The organism is Pseudoalteromonas sp. L23 (genome assembly GCF_021728455.1).
GTDB lineage: Bacteria > Pseudomonadota > Gammaproteobacteria > Enterobacterales > Alteromonadaceae > Pseudoalteromonas.
The window spans coordinates 263,611-284,439 of record NZ_JAKKCW010000004.1; the positions used below are offsets into that span (position 1 = coordinate 263,611).

The window sequence follows — 20,829 nt, forward strand, 5'->3', positions numbered from 1 at the left end:
TCAAACAGAAAAGGGGTTTTATTGACCTCTTTTTAATTTTAAACTAAATTGAATTAAAGAGTCCTCATGCCTCGTTACGAAGAAGTTAAAGCTGAACTACAAAACAATCCAAAAGTCTGGCTAGTCACTGGTGTGGCTGGATTTATAGGCTCCAATCTACTTGAAACGTTATTAAAGCTAGGCCAAAAAGTAATAGGACTAGATAACTTTGCCACGGGCCACCAACATAATTTAGATGAAGTACAAAGCCTAGTGACTGCAGAGCAGTGGCAGCGGTTTACTTTTATTGAAGGTGACATTAGAGATTATGCCACCTGTGAAACTGCTGTAAGTAACGTTGATTACGTTTTACACCAAGCCGCACTGGGTTCAGTACCCAGATCAATCGCAGATCCAATTACCAGCAACGCTGCCAATATCACGGGCTTTTTGAATATGCTCCAAGCTGCTAAAGAAGCCAACGTGGAAAGCTTTACCTATGCAGCAAGCAGCTCGACTTACGGTGATCATCCAGCTTTACCTAAAGTGGAAGAGAACATAGGTAATCCACTATCGCCTTATGCTGTAACTAAATATGTAAACGAACTTTACGCAGGTGTTTACGCTAGAACCTACGGCTTTAAATCAATTGGCTTACGTTATTTTAATGTATTTGGTCAACGACAGGATCCCAATGGCGCTTATGCAGCGGTTATTCCTAAGTGGACTGCGGCCATGATAAAAGGGGAAGATGTATACATTAATGGCGATGGTGAAACTAGTCGTGACTTTTGCTTTATAGAAAACACAGTGCAAATGAATATTCTCGCAGCTACTGCATCTGATGAAGCTAAAGATAATGTTTATAATGTGGCTGTTGGAGACAGAACAACCTTAAATAGCCTTTATGAAGCTATACAAATTGCATTAAATAATAATGGAGTTAAATCCACCGCAACACCAAAATATAGGGACTTTAGAGAAGGTGATGTCCGGCACTCTCAAGCAAATATATCTAAAGCAAAAGGTTTACTTGGCTATGAGCCTAAATTTACTATTGGTGAGGGTATTAAATCAGCAATTGTTTGGTATATTAGTCAGAGATGAATAAGTCGAAAGAGCTTAGAGTATTATCAATAGACTCGATACTTCAAGTTGTTCTTCAAATTATTTTATTATCTATTACTTCTCATTATGTAGACCCTGCCAGCTATGGTGTATTTTCTTTAGCTTTCTTGATTATTAATTTGATAAAAAATTTCGGGTTGTCAGGGATTTCTATTTCAATTTTAAGAAAAAAAGGAGAAAAGCATATAAGTACAATAGTTGGGGTGGTTGTGGTTTTTACATTATTTATAACCACATTGCTATTGTTTTTTAATATTCAGTTGGTGGGGGTTTTAAATAGCCCTAAATCATCGGAATCATTATTCTTCCTCAGTATATTTTTGCTGGTTTCGACTTTATCTCTTGTTTTAGAGTCTTATCTTGTTAAAGTAGGGCGTGTTTTAGAGTTGGCATTTGCTAATCTAGTTACATTTGTAGTTAACTTAACTTCCTTTCTAGTTTTAGTTGATGTTTTCCCTAGCTTAAGCGCTTATCTTTGGCTTACTTATTCGTATGTTTTGTCAGTGGTAGTTCGATTTATAGTTTTTGCTTTTTTTATTGCAAATAAAACCCATGTGTTTAATCCATTTCGTTTAAAGGAAGTTGATGAGTATAAATCAACTATAAAAGAGTTGGTTCAAGTTTCATCAGTGTCTTTTGTTAACAGTGTCGCTCTGAATGTTGATTCTTTTTTGGTTTCTAAGTATTTAGGTTCTGGAGCTCTAGGGCTATATACAAGGGCATATCAAATTAATAACTATGTGTCATCTATTTACAGTAAAGTTATTTCAAAATTTGGGGTGAAAAACTATGCTAATTGTGAAACTAAGGAAGAAATATCCTATAATTATAAAATTATAATTATCGCTACAGGTTGTATTTCTGTTTTCTTTGCAATGAGTGTTTCATTAGGTTCACCATTGATTGTTGAGCTTCTATTTGGAAATGATTGGGGGGGGTTAACGGCTCCTCTAAAAATACTGTCCCTTTCATTGATATTTAGATTGTTGTACAAAGCTGGTGATACTTATCAATTAACGTTTGGTTATATGAGAGTTTCATTTTGTTTTCAAATTTTATTATTGTCAAATGTTTTAATTTTTGTTGGTTTTGCCTCTCAATTTAGTTTAGAAGCTGTATGTTATGCTATTTTATATGCAGTAGGTATGCAGTTTTTTGCAATGTTGATATGGTCTATCTTTAATGGAGTAATAGACTTAGCTTTTGCTTTTAAGTTTATTGTGTATTTGCTATTTTTAAATTTTATTTTTTATACGGTTTATTTCTTTTTTTATGATTCTATTCCGTTAAATGGTTTTTCATTGAGTTTGTTCTCTTTGTTTCTTTCACAGTTGATATACTTTGGTGTTAGCTATGCGATTTATAAAAAAGCTATTTCTTGGTTTTAAAACCAAGGCTTCAAATGAACGTGAAAATGTTAGAGTGGAAAAAGGTGTTAGATTAAATAAAAAAGTCAAAATAGGTTTTTATACATTTATTGGTAAGGATTCTAATATAGGGGATAATTGTTCTGAAATAGGGCGGTATTGTTCTATAGGACAAAATTCGCTAATCGGTCCAAATATTCATCCATATAATAGACTATCAACATCTGCTATATTTTACAGTTCGGCATGGGGGGTTGTTAGCGATAATGAGAAGGAGTCACTTAATAATAGGCCTGTAACATTAGGTAGTGACGTTTGGGTTGGTGCATATAGTATAGTTTTGCCAGGAGTTAAAGTTGGTCACGGAGCTATAATAGGTGCAAATTCTGTTGTGACAAAAGATGTTCCAGATTATGCGATTGTAGCAGGGAATCCAGCTAAGATAATTAAATTTAGATTTGATGAAGAGGTAATAGTTAGGCTTCTCGAATTATGTTGGTGGGATATGAAACCTGAAGAGGCTTTAAATGAGTATAGAAAATTTGAAGAAGAAAAGTAATTATTATTACATATATATTTTCTTGCTTTTTAACACCCTGCTTTCGGTTGCATTTTTTGCAGGGACAAGTTTAGAAAGTCAGTTAAATTTAAGCGGTGGTGAAAGGTTTTTTATATCTAGTACAATTCTTTTTCTTATTATTAATTCAATAAGTGTTATATATCTAATTTTCGGGAAATATAAGGTTGATGGTAATTCTAATTATCTTCTTTATTTTTTCTCAACTATTATAATTTTCAAAGGCTTTCTGTCATTTAATGCGGATGAGAATATTTTGTTTTCATTTAATGCATTTTTGTTGTTGGTTTTAACTGTCAATGCATTCCTATTATCTTATTTTATCCTAGGTAAGGAACTTTATGTTGAAGGTTTAGTCAATGTTGTCAGAGGGTTTAGTGCTATAAGTGTATTAATAGGGGGCGTAATGTTAATAAATGGAGAGTTTCCACTGCTCTTTACGACTCTCAATCAGTTTGGGAATTACCCTAGAATGTATAGCTGGTATGGAAATCCAAATATAATGGCTACGACACTAGGGGTCGCATTACTTTTGACCTTCAAGCCTAAAAATAAAATAGAAACTGTTCTATCATTTCTATTTTTTATAGGGCTTCTTTTTACGGGAAGTAAAGGCGTAATTTTAGCACTTATCCTTACTATTTTAATTTATCTATTAATAAATTTTATATACCTTAAGAAATATTCTAGTTCTTTTAGGGGGAAGGTAAGTATTATTATTTTTTTAATTCTCTCTCTTTTATTAGGGGTTAGTTTTTACGACTTCTTTTATGAATCGATTTTTAGAATGAATGCAGATGATATTAGTTCCGGATCTGGTCGACTGGATATTTGGATGGAAGTGGTCCGAACAATGGAAGTTATGTCCAGTTGGGAATTATTATTCGGTATGGGTTACGGTAGCTTTTCAGAGGACTTTTCAAAATCTGCTCATTCATTTTATGTGAAAACCATTTATGAAGATGGGGTTCTATTTTTAATTATGTTTTTTGCTTATATTTTTCTTAGTGTTATTCGATCATTGAAAGATTATAATAAAAGTTCTGACTTTGTATCTATCTCTTACTTTTTTATTTGTACTTTTTTGCTGCTTAGAGGTGGTTCTAGTCCTACTTTTTTTCAGGGGAAAGTTGAGTTTTATATATTTTTAATACTTTCTATCCCTTTATTCTTTAAATCAAAGTGTAAGGTGTAAAGTGAATTTATTATATTTGGCAAATTCGATTGTTCCTTCTCGGACTGCTAATAGTGTACATGTGATGAAAATGTGTAGCGCTTTAGCTGATAATAGAACTGGAGTTGTTAAACTCTATGTTCCGGATGTGGACTCTGAAAGTGATGTTTACTCTTATTATGGAGTTGATGAGAATTTTGATATAGTTAGGCATAAAAAGAATAAAAATAGATTTTCATGGTATTCATTTAGCCTGAGGCAATATATTTATGTTTTGAATAGAGAAAGTAAAGACTCTCTAATATATGGTAGGAATTTATTATCTTGCATGATGCTGGCTCTGTCTGGGTATAAGGTTATTTATGAATGTCATTCACCAATTTCAAGATATAACTTTTTAATTAGAATGTTATTCAGCCTGTCAAAAAGTAATTTTATTAAAATTGTTGTTATTTCTGAAAAGCTAAAAGATATTTTATTTCAGGAAGGTGTACCCTCTGATAAAATTGAAGTTCTCCATGATGCGGCTGATGAAACACCTGAATACCTTTTAGAAAAAGTCACTAATTCTAACTTTAACATCGGATATATTGGACACTTATACGAGGGGCGGGGAGCAGATTTAGTGATTGAGGTAGCAAAAAAAATTCCTAATGCTAACTTTCATTTTTATGGTGGTGAAGAGTCGGATATTTCAAATCTAAAGAATATAATTGATTCTAGTAATATTTATTTTCATGGTTTTTTACCTCCCGCAAAAATTCCAGAAGTTAGAGCTAGTTTAGATCTTTTATTAGCACCATACCAAGAATCAACTTCTATCCAAGGAAAGGTAAATACTTCTCAATATATGTCTCCTTTGAAAATTTTTGAATATATGTCTTCTAATCGGCCTTTTATTTGCTCTGACTTACCCGTGTTAAGAGAGGTGCTTGTGAATGAGCACAACTGTATTCTCGTGAAACCTGATTGTATAGAGGGTTGGGTTGATGCAATCAATCGAGTTATTTCAAATCAAGAGTTTTCAGATTCAATTGCCAATAATGCTTTAAATGACTTTAAAGTTAAATATACTTGGAAGAATAGAGCTATTAAAATTAGGGGAATGTTTGATGAGAGTGTTTAGCTTTATATATGACTTGTTTTTATTTTATATAAAAGGTGGCGTTGAATATGCAAGAAAAAAAGGAGTTTCTGTTGGTTCAGGATGTCGAATTTATATTAAATCTTGGGGGAGCGAACCTTTTTTAATATCGATTGGAAATAAGGTTACAGTGACTTCTGGTGTAAAATTTCTTACACATGATGGCTCCACATGGCTTATTCATGATGAAAACAATGAACGGTATCAAAAATATGCAGAAATAAATGTAGGTGACAATGTTTTTATTGGAGTTAACTCTATTATAATGCCAGGTGTTTCCATTGGAAATAATGTTGTTATTGGTGCAGGAACAGTGGTAACAAAAGATTTACCAAGCGATGGAGTTTACGTTGGTGTCCCAGCAAAAAGAGTGGGCGGGTTTACTGAATTCTCACAAAGAGTCAAGGAAACCTGTATCAGCAATAGTGAAATAGATTCTACTCCATCAACCTCTTATAAAGCTCGAGTAATGAGAGCAATAGAACTTCAGAAAGATAAGCAATGAAAAGGATTTTAATTGTATTACCGACAGATAGTTTAGGTGGGGCTGAAAGAGTTTCACTTAACTTAGTAAACTACTTATCTAAATGTAACTTTGAAATCACTGTTTATTTCCTCTCTCGTGGAGATAATGGTAGCTGGCACTCGGTCAAAAAAGTGGATAATGTGAAATTGTGTTTCGGATCGGCGAGCAGGGAAGTTAAAGGAATCTTGGGGTTTTTAAGGTGGTTAAAAGAGAACAATAAATATGACTATGTTTATACAACTCACCTTCATGTTAACTCATTTATTTCTTTATTAAGAAATCTGCATATATTAAAAGCTGGTAGGCATGTTGCGAGAGAGTCTACTGTTATATTTGATCGTTTTTTTGGTATTAGAAGGTTTTTATTTAAATTTCTTTATTTTTTTTACAGAAACTTAGATCTTTTAATATTTCAAACTGATTTTATGCAGAAAAGACTGCTTGAGGAAGTTGGTAGTATTTCTAAATTGAATAGAAAAGTAATTAGAAACCCTCTAGATATTGATTTCATAAATAATAGTAAGAATACGTTGGTAGAAAGAGAGGTTAATGAGATAGATGTATTTAGAATTATTTTTGTTGGTAGATTGATTGAGTTAAAGAATTTATCAGGTTTGTTAGATGTTTTGTTATTATGTAAACAGAGAGAGATGAAGTTTTTTTGTGAAATTTTAGGTGATGGGCCTTTGAGAGGCCAGCTGGAAAATCAAGTTGTAAGCTTAGGTTTAAAGCAATCGGTGATATTTAAAGGAGTGGTTGGCAATCCTTATTCATATATGAATGGTGCTGATTTGGGGGTTATTAACTCTTTTAAGGAAGGCTTTCCTAACGTGCTGATTGAAATGATGGCTGCGGGAACTAAAAATATAATAACAACGCCTTGTGCTGGAGAACTTAATTCATTACCCAAAGTAACTGTTTTAAATGGCTTTTCTAATGATGAGTTATTCGATGCGATCTTTCAAGCTTATAGCGCTAAAACAGATTATTCGGCCGAATATTTTTCCTACGCACAGAGTATTAGGGTTAGCTCTTTTTGGCATAGTATAGAGAGCTGTTTATGAAAGCATTAGTGATTGGCGCTTTCCCTCCTTCGCTTACAAGGTTTAGGGGGGACTTAATAAAGGGACTCGGTTCTAAAGGCATTTCTGTTGTTGCATTAGCTTGTAACGCCAAAGAAGAGGATATTGCTGCAATAGAGCTTCTAGGTGCACGGTATGTGAATTATTCAGTTGAAAGAAATGGACTTAGTATGGCTAGTGATATTAAAACACTTCTTCAGCTTATCCAGATCTTCAGAAGGGAAAGACCAGATTTGGTTTTATCCTACACAATCAAGCCTATAATCTGGGGAGCTTTTGCCGCTCGCCATGTTCCTAATTGTGGATTCTATGCTCTAGTTACAGGTTTAGGTTTCGCTTTCCAAAAGGGAAGTTGGAAGAAAAATCTGTTAATGAAATTGGTTGTTTTTCTATATAAAGTAGCATTGAAGCGTTCAAGCAAGGTTATTTTTCAAAACCCTGATAATAAAAAGATTTTTATTGATTTGGGAATAGTTCCTGAAAATAAAGCTGTGGTCGTGAATGGCTCAGGTGTTGATATCACGCACTTTAATGTTAAGTCTTTACCTAGTCTTCCAAAGTTTTTACTTATTGCTCGTTTGCTGGGTGATAAAGGTATTCGCGAGTATATAGAAGCGGCCAGGATAGTGAAGGAAAAGTATTCAATGGCAGAGTTTCAATTAGTCGGCCCTGTAGATCCTTCGCCAGATGGTATTTCTTTGAAAGAGCTCGAATGTTTAAATGGTAATAGTGCCGTTAACTATTTAGGTGAAACAGACGACGTAAGGCCTTATATAGAAAGTTGCAGTATTTTCGTATTGCCCTCATATCATGAAGGATTACCACGAACTGTTTTGGAAGCGATGGCTACTGGTCGACCAATATTGACAACAGATGTTCCAGGTTGTCGAGAAACTGTTGTAAATGGTGAGAATGGTTGGTTAGTTAAAAAAGGCGATGCTGAACAGCTTGCCGAAAAAATGATTTGGTTTATAGAAAACCAAAGTGAATGGCAAAGAATGGCAAATGCAAGTAGAGCAATGGTTGAAGATAAGTTTGATGTTCATAAGGTTAATACGGAACTTTTGAAGATAATGGAATTAAATTAATGAAACGCATCTTTGATTTTTTAGTTGCCCTGTGCGCAATACTGACTTTACTGCCTGTAATAATTGTAGTTGCTTTGCTTATACGCTTAAAACTGGGGTCACCTATTTTATTTACTCAAGACCGCCCTGGTTTGAATGGTAAAATTTTTAAAATGATGAAGTTTCGTAGCATGTTCGATACTAAAGATAAGCAGGGGAACTTATTGCCAGATGACCAGCGTATGACCAAGTTTGGTGGTTTTTTGCGTTCAACTAGCTTAGATGAGCTACCTGGGTTGCTAAATGTGATTAAAGGGGATATGAGCTTAGTTGGACCTAGACCTTTACTCGTTCAGTACTTACCTCTTTATAGTCCTGAGCAAGCGCGTCGCCATAATGTCCGTCCTGGGATTACTGGTTGGGCACAAGTGAATGGCCGTAATGCAATTAGCTGGGAAGACAAATTTAAGCTTGATGTTTGGTATGTAGAAAACCAAAGCTTTTTACTCGATATAAAAATACTCTTTTTGACCGTAAAAAAAGTATTTGTACGTGAAGGTATCAGCGCTGATGGTGAGGCGACAATGTCTCTTTTTAAAGGGAGCGATAAGAAATGAGAGAAATTATAATTATAGGTGGTGGAGGGTTTGCTAAAGAGGTTGTTTGGCTTGCTCAAGATTGTAATCGTAAGGTAAGAGGTGTGCTAGATGATAATGCTTCGACACATGGTACCGACGTCCAAGGTGCAATCGTTTTAGGTTCAGTTAACTCTTGGGTAGATTACTCTGTAGATTGTGAGTTTATAATAGCTATCGGTAATCCTAGAACACGTAAGGCTGTTTTAGATAAAATGCATCTATTAGGAAAGCCGAATTTTGCAACACTGATCCATCCCAGTGTTAGATATTCCAATACTGTTTGTATCGGTAAAGGCAGTATTATTTGTGCAGGCTCAATACTAACTGCTGACATAGAGCTGGGGACTCACAATATATTAAATCTTAATGTGACGGTTGGACACGAGTGCAATTTTGGTGATTTTATAACTGTCGCCCCCATGGCTGCTGTTTCTGGAAATGTATTATTAGATGATTTAGTTGAAATTGGTACGGGTGCAACAATTAGGCAAGGTTTAAACCTTCAGAAAGGCTCTATGCTTGGTATGGGAGGAGTCTTGACTAAAAATATCCCTGAAAGAACGATTTTTGCAGGTAATCCTGCAAAGAAATTAAAGGAGATAGCTGAGTAATGGAAGTGTCAATAGTTGGCTCAGGCACAATGGCTACAGGTATAGCTCAAGTATTATGTTTAAGTAATGAGGTTTCAAGAGTAAATTTAATTGCAAGAACTGAAGATAAAGCTATTGCTTCAAAAAGTACATGTGAAAAAAACATATCTAGACTTGCTCGCAAAGGAAAAGTTTCAGTAGAGCAGTCAAGTATGGCAATAGAAAAGGTATTCTGTTTTACAGAGCTTGCCACAGTATGTAATTCAGATTTAATTATTGAGGCGATTGCTGAGGATTTCATTGCTAAAATGGAGTTATTTTCCAAACTTGCCCAATTTATAAGTGAGTCAGTAATTGTTGCTTCTAATACTTCATCTCTCTCTATAACTGCTTTTGGTAGCGTTTTACCAAACCCTCAAAATGTAATTGGATTGCACTTCTTCAACCCAGCGCCGGTTATGGAACTAGTTGAAATTGTCGTTGGTCATGAAACTAGCCCTGAAGTAGTTGGTAAACTTCAAGTTCTGACTAAATCATTAGGGAAATCTCCTGTTGTAGTACAAGAAGCACCAGGTTTTGTTGTGAACCGAATGCTGATCCCAATGGTTAACGAAGCTGTGAGTATTTTAGCTGAAGGTGTTGCTTCAGCTGAAGATATTGATAAGGCAATGAAACTAGGAGCCCATCATCCAATGGGACCATTAGCTCTGGCAGATTTAATCGGCAACGATGTAAATTTATCGATAATGGAGTCACTCTATAAAGAGACTGGAGATCCTAAGTACAGAGCACATCCTCTTTTGAGGAAAATGGTACGAGCAAATTGTCTTGGGCGTAAAACAAAAAGAGGCTTTTTTGAGTATTAATCTATGTTAAATTCCCCGTTTTCCCCTTGGCCTAGCTTTACTCAGCAAGAAGCAGACGCAGTAAGTAAAGTTGTACTTTCTAACAAAGTGAATTACTGGACAGGTACAGAAGGGCGTGAATTTGAAAAAGAGTTTGCAGCTTGGACTGGCGCTGAATATGCGATTGCACTTGGTAATGGCACATTAGCGTTAGATATTGCGTTGAAAGCATTGAACGTTGGTGAAGGAGACGAGGTTATTACTACTCCTCGTACTTTCTTAGCTTCTGCAAGTAGTATTGTTACAGCGGGAGCTGCACCTGTATTTGCCGACGTTGACTTAAATAGCCAAGCTATTACTGCTGAGTCTATTAAAGCGGTTTTAAAACCTCAAACAAAAGCAGTGATTGTGGTGCATTTAGCTGGGATGCCTGCTGAAATGGATGCAATCATGGCCCTCAGTAAAGAGCATGGCTTCTATGTTATAGAAGACTGTGCTCAGGCACATGGTGCTAAGTATAAGGGGCGTTCGGTTGGTACTATAGGCCATATAGGTGCTTGGTCATTTTGCCAAGATAAAATTATGACCACAGGTGGTGAAGGTGGAATGGTTACTACAAACTCCAAAGACCTATGGTTAAAAATGTGGAGTTATAAAGACCACGGTAAAAGCTTTGATGCCATTTACAATCGTGAACACCCCCCGGGATTTCGCTGGTTGCATGAGAGTTTTGGCACTAATTGGCGTATGACAGAAATGCAAGCGGTGATTGGGCGTATTCAACTTACTCGTATGCCAGCCTGGACGGCTAAAAGGCAAAGCAATGCTCAGGCGATAGATCAAGTTGCAAAAGCATTCAATGTGGTACGTACAGTGCGCGTGCCGGATTATATTGAGCATGCAGAGTATAAACATTATTTGTTTGTAAACTCTGCGGCGCTTAGGGAAGGTTGGACAAGAGATCGCATAGTCGACGAAATCAACACGCTTGGCGTGCCTTGTTTTCAAGGTAGCTGCTCAGAAGTTTACCTAGAAAAAGCCTTTGATAGTACGCCTTGGCGACCAAAAGAGCGTTTAACGAATGCAGTAGAGTTAGGTGAAACATCTTTAATGTTTTTGGTGCACCCAACGCTTACTACTGAAGAAATCAGCAAAACTTGTGAGGTAGTAAAGCAAGTACTTCACAAAGCATCACTATAAATAGGAAGGGTGCGCACGCATCCTCCATATTTTCCTCATACATTTTTGCTACTTTTGTGTATACTGCAACATGTACTATGCTTTAGTTCGTCTGCGGTTTTAATTCGGATTGGAATAAAAAGGGAACACAATGGATAGTTGGTTTCGCGCCTTACTTGGCGCTTCTCGTAGCCAAAAACGACTTCTCACGCTCGTATTAGATTCAGTTTTTATAGTCTCCGCCTTTTGGTTAGCGCTTATTGTTCGCCTAGATAGCTTTGCGCCACTGGCTAATTTTAATAATTGGCTAATCCTCGCCTTGTTACTCCCAATTAGCTTGGTGATATTTGTAAAACTTGGTTTGTATCGTGCTGTGCTCCGTTACGTTGGGGCAAATGCCGTTGGTGCAGTTGTGCTGGGTACAGTTATTAGTACTGTGATTTTAGTGTTGTCTTCATTTTTTACGCAAACCGCTATCCCTCGTACTATGCCCTTTATTTATGCGTGGTTGATGATACTTTCAGTGGGTGGTTCGCGTATTTTGGTGAGAGCACTTATTTGGCGATTAACCTCATTTACTAAAACTCCAGTGGTTATTTATGGCGCTGGAGATGCTGGTCGGCAGTTAGCTACTGCGCTAGCAACAGGGCCTGAGTATTATGTTACGGCGTATGTAGACGATGACGCTACCAAACATAATGCTATTATCCAAGGGATCCCCGTTGTCGCCTTTGACGAAATCTATAATTTGATAGATAAAAAGCGAGTGCATAAGGTTTTGCTTGCTTTACCAAGCGTATCGCGCTCACGCCGTAAAGAAATACTCACTAAGTTAGAAAAACTGCCGCTCGAGGTGATGACGGTGCCAGGTATGGCAGACGTTATCGACGGTAAAGCGCAGCTTAATGAGATAAAAGAAGTCGAAATTGAAGACTTATTGGGCAGAGACCCAGTAGCGCCACAAGCAGAGCTGATGGCTGCAAATATAAAAGATAAAGTCATTATGGTAACTGGTGCAGGCGGTTCTATAGGCTCTGAACTATGCAGGCAAATTATATTAAATGGACCTAAAAAGCTGGTGCTTTTTGAGGTGTCTGAGTTTGGTTTATATAGCATTGAAAAGGAGCTGAATCAGCTTGCATTGAATAAAGGCGTATCATTGGAAATAGTACCAGTGATGGGGTCGGTGCAACGTATCAACCGTATTGAAACTTGCATGAAAGCCTTTGGGGTGCAAACTGTCTACCATGCCGCAGCCTACAAGCATGTACCGCTTGTAGAGCAAAATGTTGTTGAGGGTGTTCGTAATAATGTATTTGGTACTTATTACACGGCTAAAGCCGCTATTAACGCAGGAGTAGAGACCTTTGTATTAATCTCTACAGATAAAGCGGTGCGCCCTACCAATGTTATGGGTGCAACCAAGCGTATGGCAGAGTTAGTGTTACAAGCCTTGGCTGAAAGTAAAGTAACGTCTAAAAATACCCGTTTTTGCATGGTACGTTTTGGTAATGTACTTGGTTCTAGTGGTTCAGTTGTGCCTCTATTCCGTAAGCAGATTAAAGAAGGTGGACCAATTACCTTAACGCATAAAGATATCACCCGGTTTTTTATGACCATACCAGAAGCCGCGCAGTTAGTTATTCAGGCGGGTGCCATGGGTAAGGGTGGTGACGTATTTGTGTTAGATATGGGTGAATCTGTTAAGATCAAAGACTTAGCGACCAAAATGGTGCATCTTTCTGGCTTAGAAGTTAAATCAGAGTCAAACCCTCATGGCGATATTGAAATTGAATGCACAGGATTGCGCCCAGGTGAAAAGTTATATGAAGAGTTATTGATTGGTGACAATGTAGAAGAAACCTCTCATCCACGGATCATGACGGCCAATGAGGTAAAACTACCAATGGCAGAGCTAGAGTCTTTTATGAGCGCAATGGACACGGCTTGTCATAATTTTGATCATGAGCTTATTCGTAAATTGTTGTTAGAGGCGCCTACAGGCTTTAATCCTACAGACGGTATTTGTGATTTGGTGTGGAATGAAAAACGCCAAGTGCTTGAAGCGCAACGTGAGTCCGAGCAGAAAGTGGTTAATTTAAGAAACGTGTAACGATCTTATCGCGGAGTTATGTATTCGTAGCAGCGACTTTATGTCGCGATTTTTTATCTCGGGGTAAATCCGCGGTTACGGGGATGGTGTTCGGAACCCTTGTCGCGGGATAAACCCGCTGCTACGGGGGGGCGTTTCGATGCTGCTGTCGCGATGCTCTTATCTCGGGGTAAACCCGTTGCTACGGGGTTGGCGTTTGGAACCCTTGTCGCGGGATAAACCCGCTGCTACGGGTGTGGTGTTTCGGTGCTGTTGTCGCGGGGTTATGTATTCGTAGCTGCGACTTTATGTCGCGATTTTTTATCTCGGGGTAAACCCGCCGCTACGGGGTTGGCGTTTGGAACCCTTGTCGCGGGGTAAACCCGCTGCTACGGGGTTGGTGTTTCGGTGCCGCTGTCGCGATGCGCTTATCTAGGGATAAACCCGCTGCTACGAGGTTGGGTTTTTCTATACTTCATTGTACGATGTCTACATAATACTTATAACGGTGGCTGAGCTGGTTAATTTGCTCTGCCACATTTAATTCAAGAATTGAAAATAAAAATCGGTCTGCGCACATGTCAAAAATAAATACGATTCTTGCAGGTAGCATTGCACTTGCAAGCATACCTGTTTTAGCTGATACCCAAATAAATAACTACACTGCATTTGCGGGGTACACTGGTATTTTTAATACCCCTACTGCTGAGGTACTCGAAAAGGGAAGTATAGATATTGGTTACAATAACCAACTTGATCACAGTGGCAATGGCTACTTCGATGGTCACAACTATATTTTCTCAGCGGGTGTGTTTGACGGTTTAGAGGTAAGCGGTATGATTGCTTCTAATACAATGCACGACAATCTTTTTACTGCTAAAGCTAATGGTGAAAATCAAACTCGCGACCTTTCGTTTAACTTAAAATACCAACTCCCTTTTGTGCCTAAAGAGTGGTTTAACTTAGCTGTAGGTGGTAAAGACCTTGGCGGTGCCGCTAATAAATATGAAACCTATTATTTGGCAGGTTCTCGTGAATGGAACGACTTTAGATTTTCAGCGGGTTTTGCGGTAAGCGATCGCGCAACCGGGCAAATGGATGGCGCATTTGCGGGTATTGAGTGGCAGCCACTAGACTGGCTAGCTGTGCAAGTGGAACATGATGCTGATGCGGTTAATGCCGGTTTGCGTCTAACAGTACCAAAAGCATGGATTTATGATGTGGGTACTTTAACGCTTACCAGTAAGTTTTACAGTAATACTGATCACGCTGAAAAAGACACCTTTTGGGGTATAAACTTCTCCATGCCTTTGTTTGAGCAGGCAACATTAAATGACCCACTAGAAGCAGCTCCAGCGCCAACGCTTGACGCAGACGCCAAGCGAGAAGCGGCATTTAAAGCTCATTATGAGGAGCAGCGCCGTCTCGCCCGTAAACCTCTTCCTGAAGCGAAAAAAGAAGTCACAGAGCGTGATGAATATAAAAAATCTCTAACAATGCAAACGCGCGCTTTAAAAGCGGCGCTCTTGGAAGACGGCTTTGAGTCGGTAAGTGTTGGCTTCAATCGAGACCCTCATGTTGTCGTGAGTTTTGAAAACTATGTTTTTAATCGCAACGACATAGATGCAATTGGTTTAGTATTAGGTCGTATTGCTGAACATGTGAACGAGCCGAACGCGCAGTTTACTGTTCAATTGCTAAATCGTGGTATTCCAATGTTAGCATTGCGAGGCCACATTAATAATTATAGAGAGTTCGTAAATACTGGCACTACACCTGATATGGATATTCGTCGAGGCGAAATGGACCCAATTGGTAGTGTGTCTTGGGTTGGTATGCCAAAGGCAAATAGCGCGTACTTTAAACCAAGATTAACCGTTGGTCCTGCACTGGACTCAAGGTTGGCAACGGAGCTGGGAGTTTATGATTTTTCACTCGCCTTAAAAGCAGATGTTGATGTACCAATGTGGTATGGCGGTGGTATTAATTTAAGTGCCGAAACCGAAGTTGCGAATACGAGTGACTACGATGATGGAAAAGCATTTGGTCGTTTGGCTAAACAAAGTGGCTTAACACAAGCGACTATCTATCAAACATTTGCACTGCCTTATGGTATTTATAACCAAACACATATCGGCTTTTTTAAAGAGTTTAATGATTACACAGGTATTAAGAACGAAACAACTTGGTTGAGTGGCAATGGTCGTCATCAATTTTCAGCAGAGCTTGGATACTTTGAGTACGATGATTATGACTTAGATAAGGATTATCAAACCTTGTCTTATCGTTATAATTGGGTTGAGCAAGATGTTAGTTTTCATGCCACAGCAGGTAAGTTCTTTTATGAGGATAGTGGCGTTAAGCTAGAAACGCGCTTTTGGTTTGGTGATAGTTACGTGTCCATATTTGCGCAAGATACAGATGTGCAAATCGCTGGTATATCTTTTAGCATTCCACTTACACCTAGAAAAGACATGGCACCAACACGTTATGGTCAAATTAAAGGAAATGAGGCGTGGCGTCATGCTGCAAGCTCTCGAATAAGTGAGTCAAAAAATGCCATTGCGATTGGTCGAGGCCATTTAGTTAATACGCCGGTTAATATTGATAAAACATTCCTCAATCAAGGTCGTTTATCGAGCAGCTATGTATATAGTAACTTGGCTCGACTAAGAGAAGTGTATTTGACCTATAAATAAGAGATGGTCACGGTAAGCCTGCTGCTATGGAGGTGGTGTTTCGGTGCTGCTGTCGCGGGATAAACCCGCTGCTACGGGTGTGGTGTTTCGGTGCTGCTGTCGCGGGATAAACCCGCTGCTACGAGGTTGGAGTTTGGAACCTTGTCGCGAGGCTATGTATTCGTAGCAGCGACTTTATGTCGCGATGCTGTTATCTCGGGGTAAATCCGCAGCTTTAGGTGTGGTGTTTCGGTGCTGCTGTTGCGGGATAAACCCGCTGCCACGAGGTTGGAGTGCTTGTCGCGGGGCTATGTATTCGTAGCAGCGACTTTATGTCGCGACGCTCTTATTACGGGATAAATCCCGGTTACGGATCGCGATTCTCTTTTTTATTTTATCTCGTGACGATAGCTGCACTGAAGCTATCGCTACACATTTACAATTTATACCTCGTTAATAAACAACCATTATGTTGCAATTATTTACGATAAATTTAACTTCATTCATTGTGTATTTAGTGTACCAACGGTATCCTACTTTCAAACTAAATCAAGCGGTTGGATCTAACGCTTTACTGTGATAAATTAGCGGGGTCATCGTGGGCTGTTTCTATCTTGGTCATAGTTTTGACTACAAAGCTCGCGTTGAATCGGGTCAGGGAGTGACTTAGTCCCTGTCTACCATACAAATTTTTAATTTAAAGCTTTCATTGCTAGCAATGAAGCTTTTTTTGTGTGTTAACACGCTAACGTGGCGTTGTTAATAAAAAAGAAAACAAGGACTAATCATGATTGCAAACAAAAAATCTCTTCTTGCGCTGTCAGTCGCATCTGCGTTGACGCTTTCAGGCTGTTTCAGCGACGATGACAATAACACAACAACTCCACCACCAGAGCCTACAGATCCTGTGGTAGTAGCACCTGATGCTCCTAATGCTCTTTCTCTAGTTGTGAATGGTAGCGTTGTTGATAAAAACAGCACTAACGTTGTTCCTGCTACAATCGCATTCCTAGAAAATGGTGAAGCTTCTGAAAACATCGTAAATACCAAAGGCGAAGTAACTGCAACAGTTGAAACTGGTGATGCTGGTAGTTTTGTATTTACTGTTAAAGAAGGTGCTGAGCTTTCTCAAGTAACAGCCGTTGTTACAGCGAACGGTTACTTCTCAAAGAGCTTCAACATTGATCTAACTACGGAAGAAGATGTTGCTGAAGTTGCGGTTCAACTAGCACTTGTTTCTAAAAATACAGATTCAACTGTTGAAGAAGTTGTAGAAACTGAAGTTGAAGGCGGTGTTGTAGACGCTGCAATCACAGCAACAGCAGCTAAAGGCAAAGCTGGTGCTAACGTGGTAATTCCTGCTGGCGTTGTACTTCGTGACGCAAATGGTGAAGCTATCACTGGTACAAAAGTATCACTAAACGTTGGTTCTGCAGATCCTACATCTTCAGCTGCCGGTGCAGTGCTTCCTGAAGGGCTGAATGCAGATAGCGCTGCGACTTTAGCAGCTCCAGTTGGTGTTGCTAATGTAACAATGACTGATGAGAATGGCGTTAAGATCAAAAAGTTCAGCAACCCAATCTCTATCTCAATCTCTATTCCAAAAGATACTGTACTAGCATCTGAAGGCCGCGCTGTTGAAACTGGTGATGTATTAGGTCTTTCATCTCATAACGAAGATACAGGCGTTTGGACTAAAGAGACTAATAATGAAGTTACTGTTGGTGCTTTAAACGAAGCAGGAACTGCGTACAAAGCTTCGTTTATGACCGACCACCTTACATTCTTCACCGCAACTGATGAAGTTGCTGTATGTAATAATGATGTTTCTGTAAACATCACTGGTGACGTACCTGCAGGCGGCTTATTTGTTGATGTGCAATCATCTGATATCAATGCAACTAAGTTCATTGCTTCAGGAGCAACTTCTAAAGTTATTTACACTGCGGAAAACGCGGGTAAAAATAACGTAAGTGCAGACGCGACAGCACGTATTGTACTTCGTGATGCTGAAGGTACAGTTTGGTTTGATACTGAAAATGAAGTAGCTGTATGTGGTGAAGCTGTTGCAGCAACGTTAGAAGCGCCAGCGGTTGAGTACACAACAGCATCATTTGACTTAACGGGTGTTTGTTCTAATGATGAGTCGGTTTCTGTTCCAGTACAAAACTCAGTGATTACTTACCGTCGTGCTGACAAAGCAACATACCTTGCTGCAAATGCTGAAGGTACATATTCGTTAAATAACCTAGTTGTTGGCGAGACGTACACTGTAAGCATTGATCCATTATCACTAGAAGTTGCAGAAGGCCAAGCTACATCGTTTACTTTTGAAGCGGGTGCTGAAGTTGCAGACCAAGAGCTAAAAATGGCTTGTGAGACAGTAACTGGTTCTTAATAACGTCTGTTATTAAGCCTTAAAAAAGCCGCTGAATAGCGGCTTTTTTTGTTGTCAAAAAAGTTACAAACATCCTAACATAAGTACACTTAGCAAAGTTTGGACGTCATAAATATTATTAAAGTAATATTACGCTTGTTATACACTTGCTTCTATTAAAGGGACTTGAAGTAACTTTGTATACGAAAATCTTTAAAAATTATTAAAAACTTATACTATCAAGCTGGACAATCTTAAAACCTTCTCTATATTTAAACTTCGATGTATTAAAACGCGCGACGGTGCCGCCTGGCGCTTTCAAAAAAGGGAACAAGGACCAATCATGATTTCGAACAAAAAATCTTTACTCGCTTTGTCTGTAGCTTCAGCTCTAGCATTATCTGGCTGTTTTAGCGATGATGATGATAATGTAGTTGTTAAGCCGCCAGAACCAACAGATCCTGTGATTGTGGCGCCAGAAACGCCAGCTGCTCTAGCATTTGCTGTAAGCGGTAACGTAGTTGATATTGATACTGTTGATATCGTTGCACCGGCAACAATTGCCTTTTTTGAGGATGGAGAGCCTGCCTCAAACTTGGTTAACGTCAATGGTGATGCAATAACACAGATTGCAACAGAAGATGGTAGCTACACCTTTACCGTAAAAGAAGGTGCAGACGTTGGGATCGTAACTGCGGTTGTAACTGCTGACGGCTATTTTTCAAAAAGCTTTGAAATTGATTTAAGTAACGAAGACTCTGAGGCAACTTTAGAAGCTGAATTGGCGCTCGTATCAAAAAGCGGTGATGAAGTTGTTGAAGCAAGCGTTTCTGAAAGTGTAGCTAATGCAACAACTGCATCTGCTGTTACTGCTGCGGCAGCAAAAGGTAATGCAGGCTCTGATGTCACTATTCCAGCCGGCGTGCAATTAAGAGATGCAAACGGTAATGCAGTTACAGGTACTTCTGTTTCATTAACTGTTGGCTCTGCGGATCCTACATCCAGCAAGATCTCCGCTGTTTTGCCAGCTGGATTGAGTGCAGATAGTACAACCAGCGTTAAAAAGCCAGTTGGTGTAAGCAATATCGTGATGCAAGATAACAATGGAACTAAGATCAAGCAATTTAGTCAAGAGATTGATGTTTCTGTTTCACTTCCTGTCGCAACCTTAGCACCATCTGGTGATAGAACAATTCAAACGGGAGACCTGTTTGATGTTTCTTCGAATAATGAAGATACAGGTAAATGGCAGTCAGAAACGAATAAAGCAACTGTTGGTGCGTTAAATGCTGAAGGTACGGCTTATAAAGCATCTTTCAAAACCGATCACCTTACGTTCTTTACATTGTCTCGTTCAGTTCCAATCTGTACGCAAGGTATTACTGTTAATGTGACTGGTGATACTGTTCCGAGCTCAGGTCTATATGTAAGTATGACTTCAGCAGATGCAAGCGTATCAAGTTATTTACGTGGTGGTAGTACGTCAAAAACAGTCGTTTCTGCAAGCACTTCAGCTCGTTACGGTATTAGCTCAACGGCATCAGCACGTGTAGTTATTCGTGACGCAGCAGGTAACGTGTGGGGGAATGCTTCTGCAACGAATGCTGAAGTTCCGGTATGTGATGGCCCAATTTCGATCGCGCTAGCAAATCCAATTCAAACCACAGTTAATGAAAATGTAACTGTTAGAGCAGTTTGTTCTAACGATACAACGGTAACAGAAGTTATCCCAGGTGCGATTGTAAAGTATAGAGCTAGTACTACTAAGCCATTCCGCACAGCAGCAAATAATGGTGACGGTACTTTTGCACTTTCTGCACTTAACGGTGATATCGCATCATATGCTGTTAGCGTAGATCCTCGAATTTCGGCACCATTCACAACGTCTATTACGCCTGATGGAACAGATGAGACCATCGATGTTTCAGTAGCGTGTGACACTGTAACGGGTAGCTAAGAAAAGAATGATTAGTCCAATCAGTTAAGCCGCGGAGACGCGGCTTTTTTCTTTTCTCAATTAAATATATACATGTAGGTATTACTCGTTATCACTTTTTCGCGGGATAAACCCGCTGCTACAAACTTGGCGTAGCAGCGACTTTAGGTCGCGACTCTTTTATGACTTTAGGTCGCGACTCTTTTATGGCTTTAGGTCACGAGTCTTTTTTATTATTTTATGCCACAACTCTTTTCTTTACGCGCTTGTCGCGGGATAAACCCGCTGCTACAAACTTGGCGTAGCAGCGACTTTAGGTCGCGACTCTTTTGGCTTTAGGTCGCGGTTCTCTATTATTGTTTTATGCCACAACTCTTTTCTTGACGCGCTTGTCACGGAATAAGCCCGAAGCTACAAACTTGGCGTAGCAGCGACTTTAGGTCGCGACTC

The 20,829-nt window shown here is 39.0% G+C and carries 16 protein-coding genes; all 16 read left to right on the forward strand.

The window, feature by feature from the left end; translation table 11 throughout:
* Positions 1-66: 66 nt before the first annotated feature.
* Complete coding sequence (locus tag L3V43_RS09855) at positions 67-1,086, forward strand: NAD-dependent epimerase/dehydratase family protein (RefSeq protein ID WP_237116473.1); 1,020 nt, start codon at positions 67-69, stop codon at positions 1,084-1,086.
* A complete protein-coding gene (locus tag L3V43_RS09860) occupies positions 1,083-2,495 on the forward strand; it encodes an oligosaccharide flippase family protein (protein WP_237116474.1) in 1,413 nt (470 codons plus the stop codon). Before L3V43_RS09855 ends, L3V43_RS09860 begins: the two co-directional genes overlap by 4 nt.
* Positions 2,461-3,033: a CatB-related O-acetyltransferase gene (locus L3V43_RS09865; RefSeq protein WP_237116475.1), complete on the forward strand. Its 573-nt coding sequence runs from the start codon at positions 2,461-2,463 to the stop codon at positions 3,031-3,033. Before L3V43_RS09860 ends, L3V43_RS09865 begins: the two co-directional genes overlap by 35 nt.
* A complete protein-coding gene (locus tag L3V43_RS09870; protein WP_237116476.1) occupies positions 3,002-4,246 on the forward strand; it encodes an O-antigen ligase family protein in 1,245 nt (414 codons plus the stop codon). The genes L3V43_RS09865 and L3V43_RS09870 overlap by 32 nt, the downstream gene beginning before the upstream one ends.
* Position 4,247: 1 nt before the next feature.
* Entirely contained in the window at positions 4,248-5,351 is a 1,104-nt protein-coding gene (locus L3V43_RS09875; RefSeq protein WP_237116477.1) for a glycosyltransferase, read from the forward strand.
* On the forward strand, positions 5,338-5,874 hold the full coding sequence (locus L3V43_RS09880; protein WP_237116478.1) for an acyltransferase: 537 nt from the start codon (positions 5,338-5,340) through the stop codon (positions 5,872-5,874). Before L3V43_RS09875 ends, L3V43_RS09880 begins: the two co-directional genes overlap by 14 nt.
* Positions 5,871-6,959, forward strand: a complete 1,089-nt coding sequence (locus tag L3V43_RS09885) for a glycosyltransferase (RefSeq protein ID WP_237116479.1) — start codon at positions 5,871-5,873, stop codon at positions 6,957-6,959. Before L3V43_RS09880 ends, L3V43_RS09885 begins: the two co-directional genes overlap by 4 nt.
* A complete protein-coding gene (locus L3V43_RS09890) occupies positions 6,956-8,065 on the forward strand; it encodes a glycosyltransferase family 4 protein (protein WP_237116480.1) in 1,110 nt (369 codons plus the stop codon). Before L3V43_RS09885 ends, L3V43_RS09890 begins: the two co-directional genes overlap by 4 nt.
* Positions 8,065-8,661, forward strand: a complete 597-nt coding sequence (locus tag L3V43_RS09895; protein WP_237116481.1) for a sugar transferase — start codon at positions 8,065-8,067, stop codon at positions 8,659-8,661. Before L3V43_RS09890 ends, L3V43_RS09895 begins: the two co-directional genes overlap by 1 nt.
* Entirely contained in the window at positions 8,658-9,293 is a 636-nt protein-coding gene (locus L3V43_RS09900; RefSeq protein ID WP_237116482.1) for an acetyltransferase, read from the forward strand. The genes L3V43_RS09895 and L3V43_RS09900 overlap by 4 nt, the downstream gene beginning before the upstream one ends.
* Positions 9,293-10,138, forward strand: coding sequence for a 3-hydroxyacyl-CoA dehydrogenase NAD-binding domain-containing protein (locus tag L3V43_RS09905; protein ID WP_237116483.1), 846 nt, complete (start codon positions 9,293-9,295; stop codon positions 10,136-10,138). The genes L3V43_RS09900 and L3V43_RS09905 overlap by 1 nt, the downstream gene beginning before the upstream one ends.
* Positions 10,139-10,141: 3 nt before the next feature.
* Entirely contained in the window at positions 10,142-11,317 is a 1,176-nt protein-coding gene (locus L3V43_RS09910) for a DegT/DnrJ/EryC1/StrS aminotransferase family protein (RefSeq protein WP_237116484.1), read from the forward strand.
* Positions 11,318-11,447: 130 nt separating this feature from the next.
* A complete protein-coding gene (locus L3V43_RS09915) occupies positions 11,448-13,409 on the forward strand; it encodes a nucleoside-diphosphate sugar epimerase/dehydratase (RefSeq protein ID WP_237116485.1) in 1,962 nt (653 codons plus the stop codon).
* Between the two features lie 557 nt (positions 13,410-13,966).
* Complete coding sequence (locus L3V43_RS09920) at positions 13,967-16,087, forward strand: YjbH domain-containing protein (RefSeq protein WP_237116486.1); 2,121 nt, start codon at positions 13,967-13,969, stop codon at positions 16,085-16,087.
* A gap of 766 nt (positions 16,088-16,853) precedes the next feature.
* On the forward strand, positions 16,854-18,464 hold the full coding sequence (locus tag L3V43_RS09925) for a hypothetical protein (RefSeq protein WP_237116487.1): 1,611 nt from the start codon (positions 16,854-16,856) through the stop codon (positions 18,462-18,464).
* Positions 18,465-18,786: 322 nt separating this feature from the next.
* Positions 18,787-20,400: a hypothetical protein gene (locus L3V43_RS09930; RefSeq protein ID WP_010605745.1), complete on the forward strand. Its 1,614-nt coding sequence runs from the start codon at positions 18,787-18,789 to the stop codon at positions 20,398-20,400.
* The last annotated feature ends 429 nt before the right edge of the window (positions 20,401-20,829 follow it).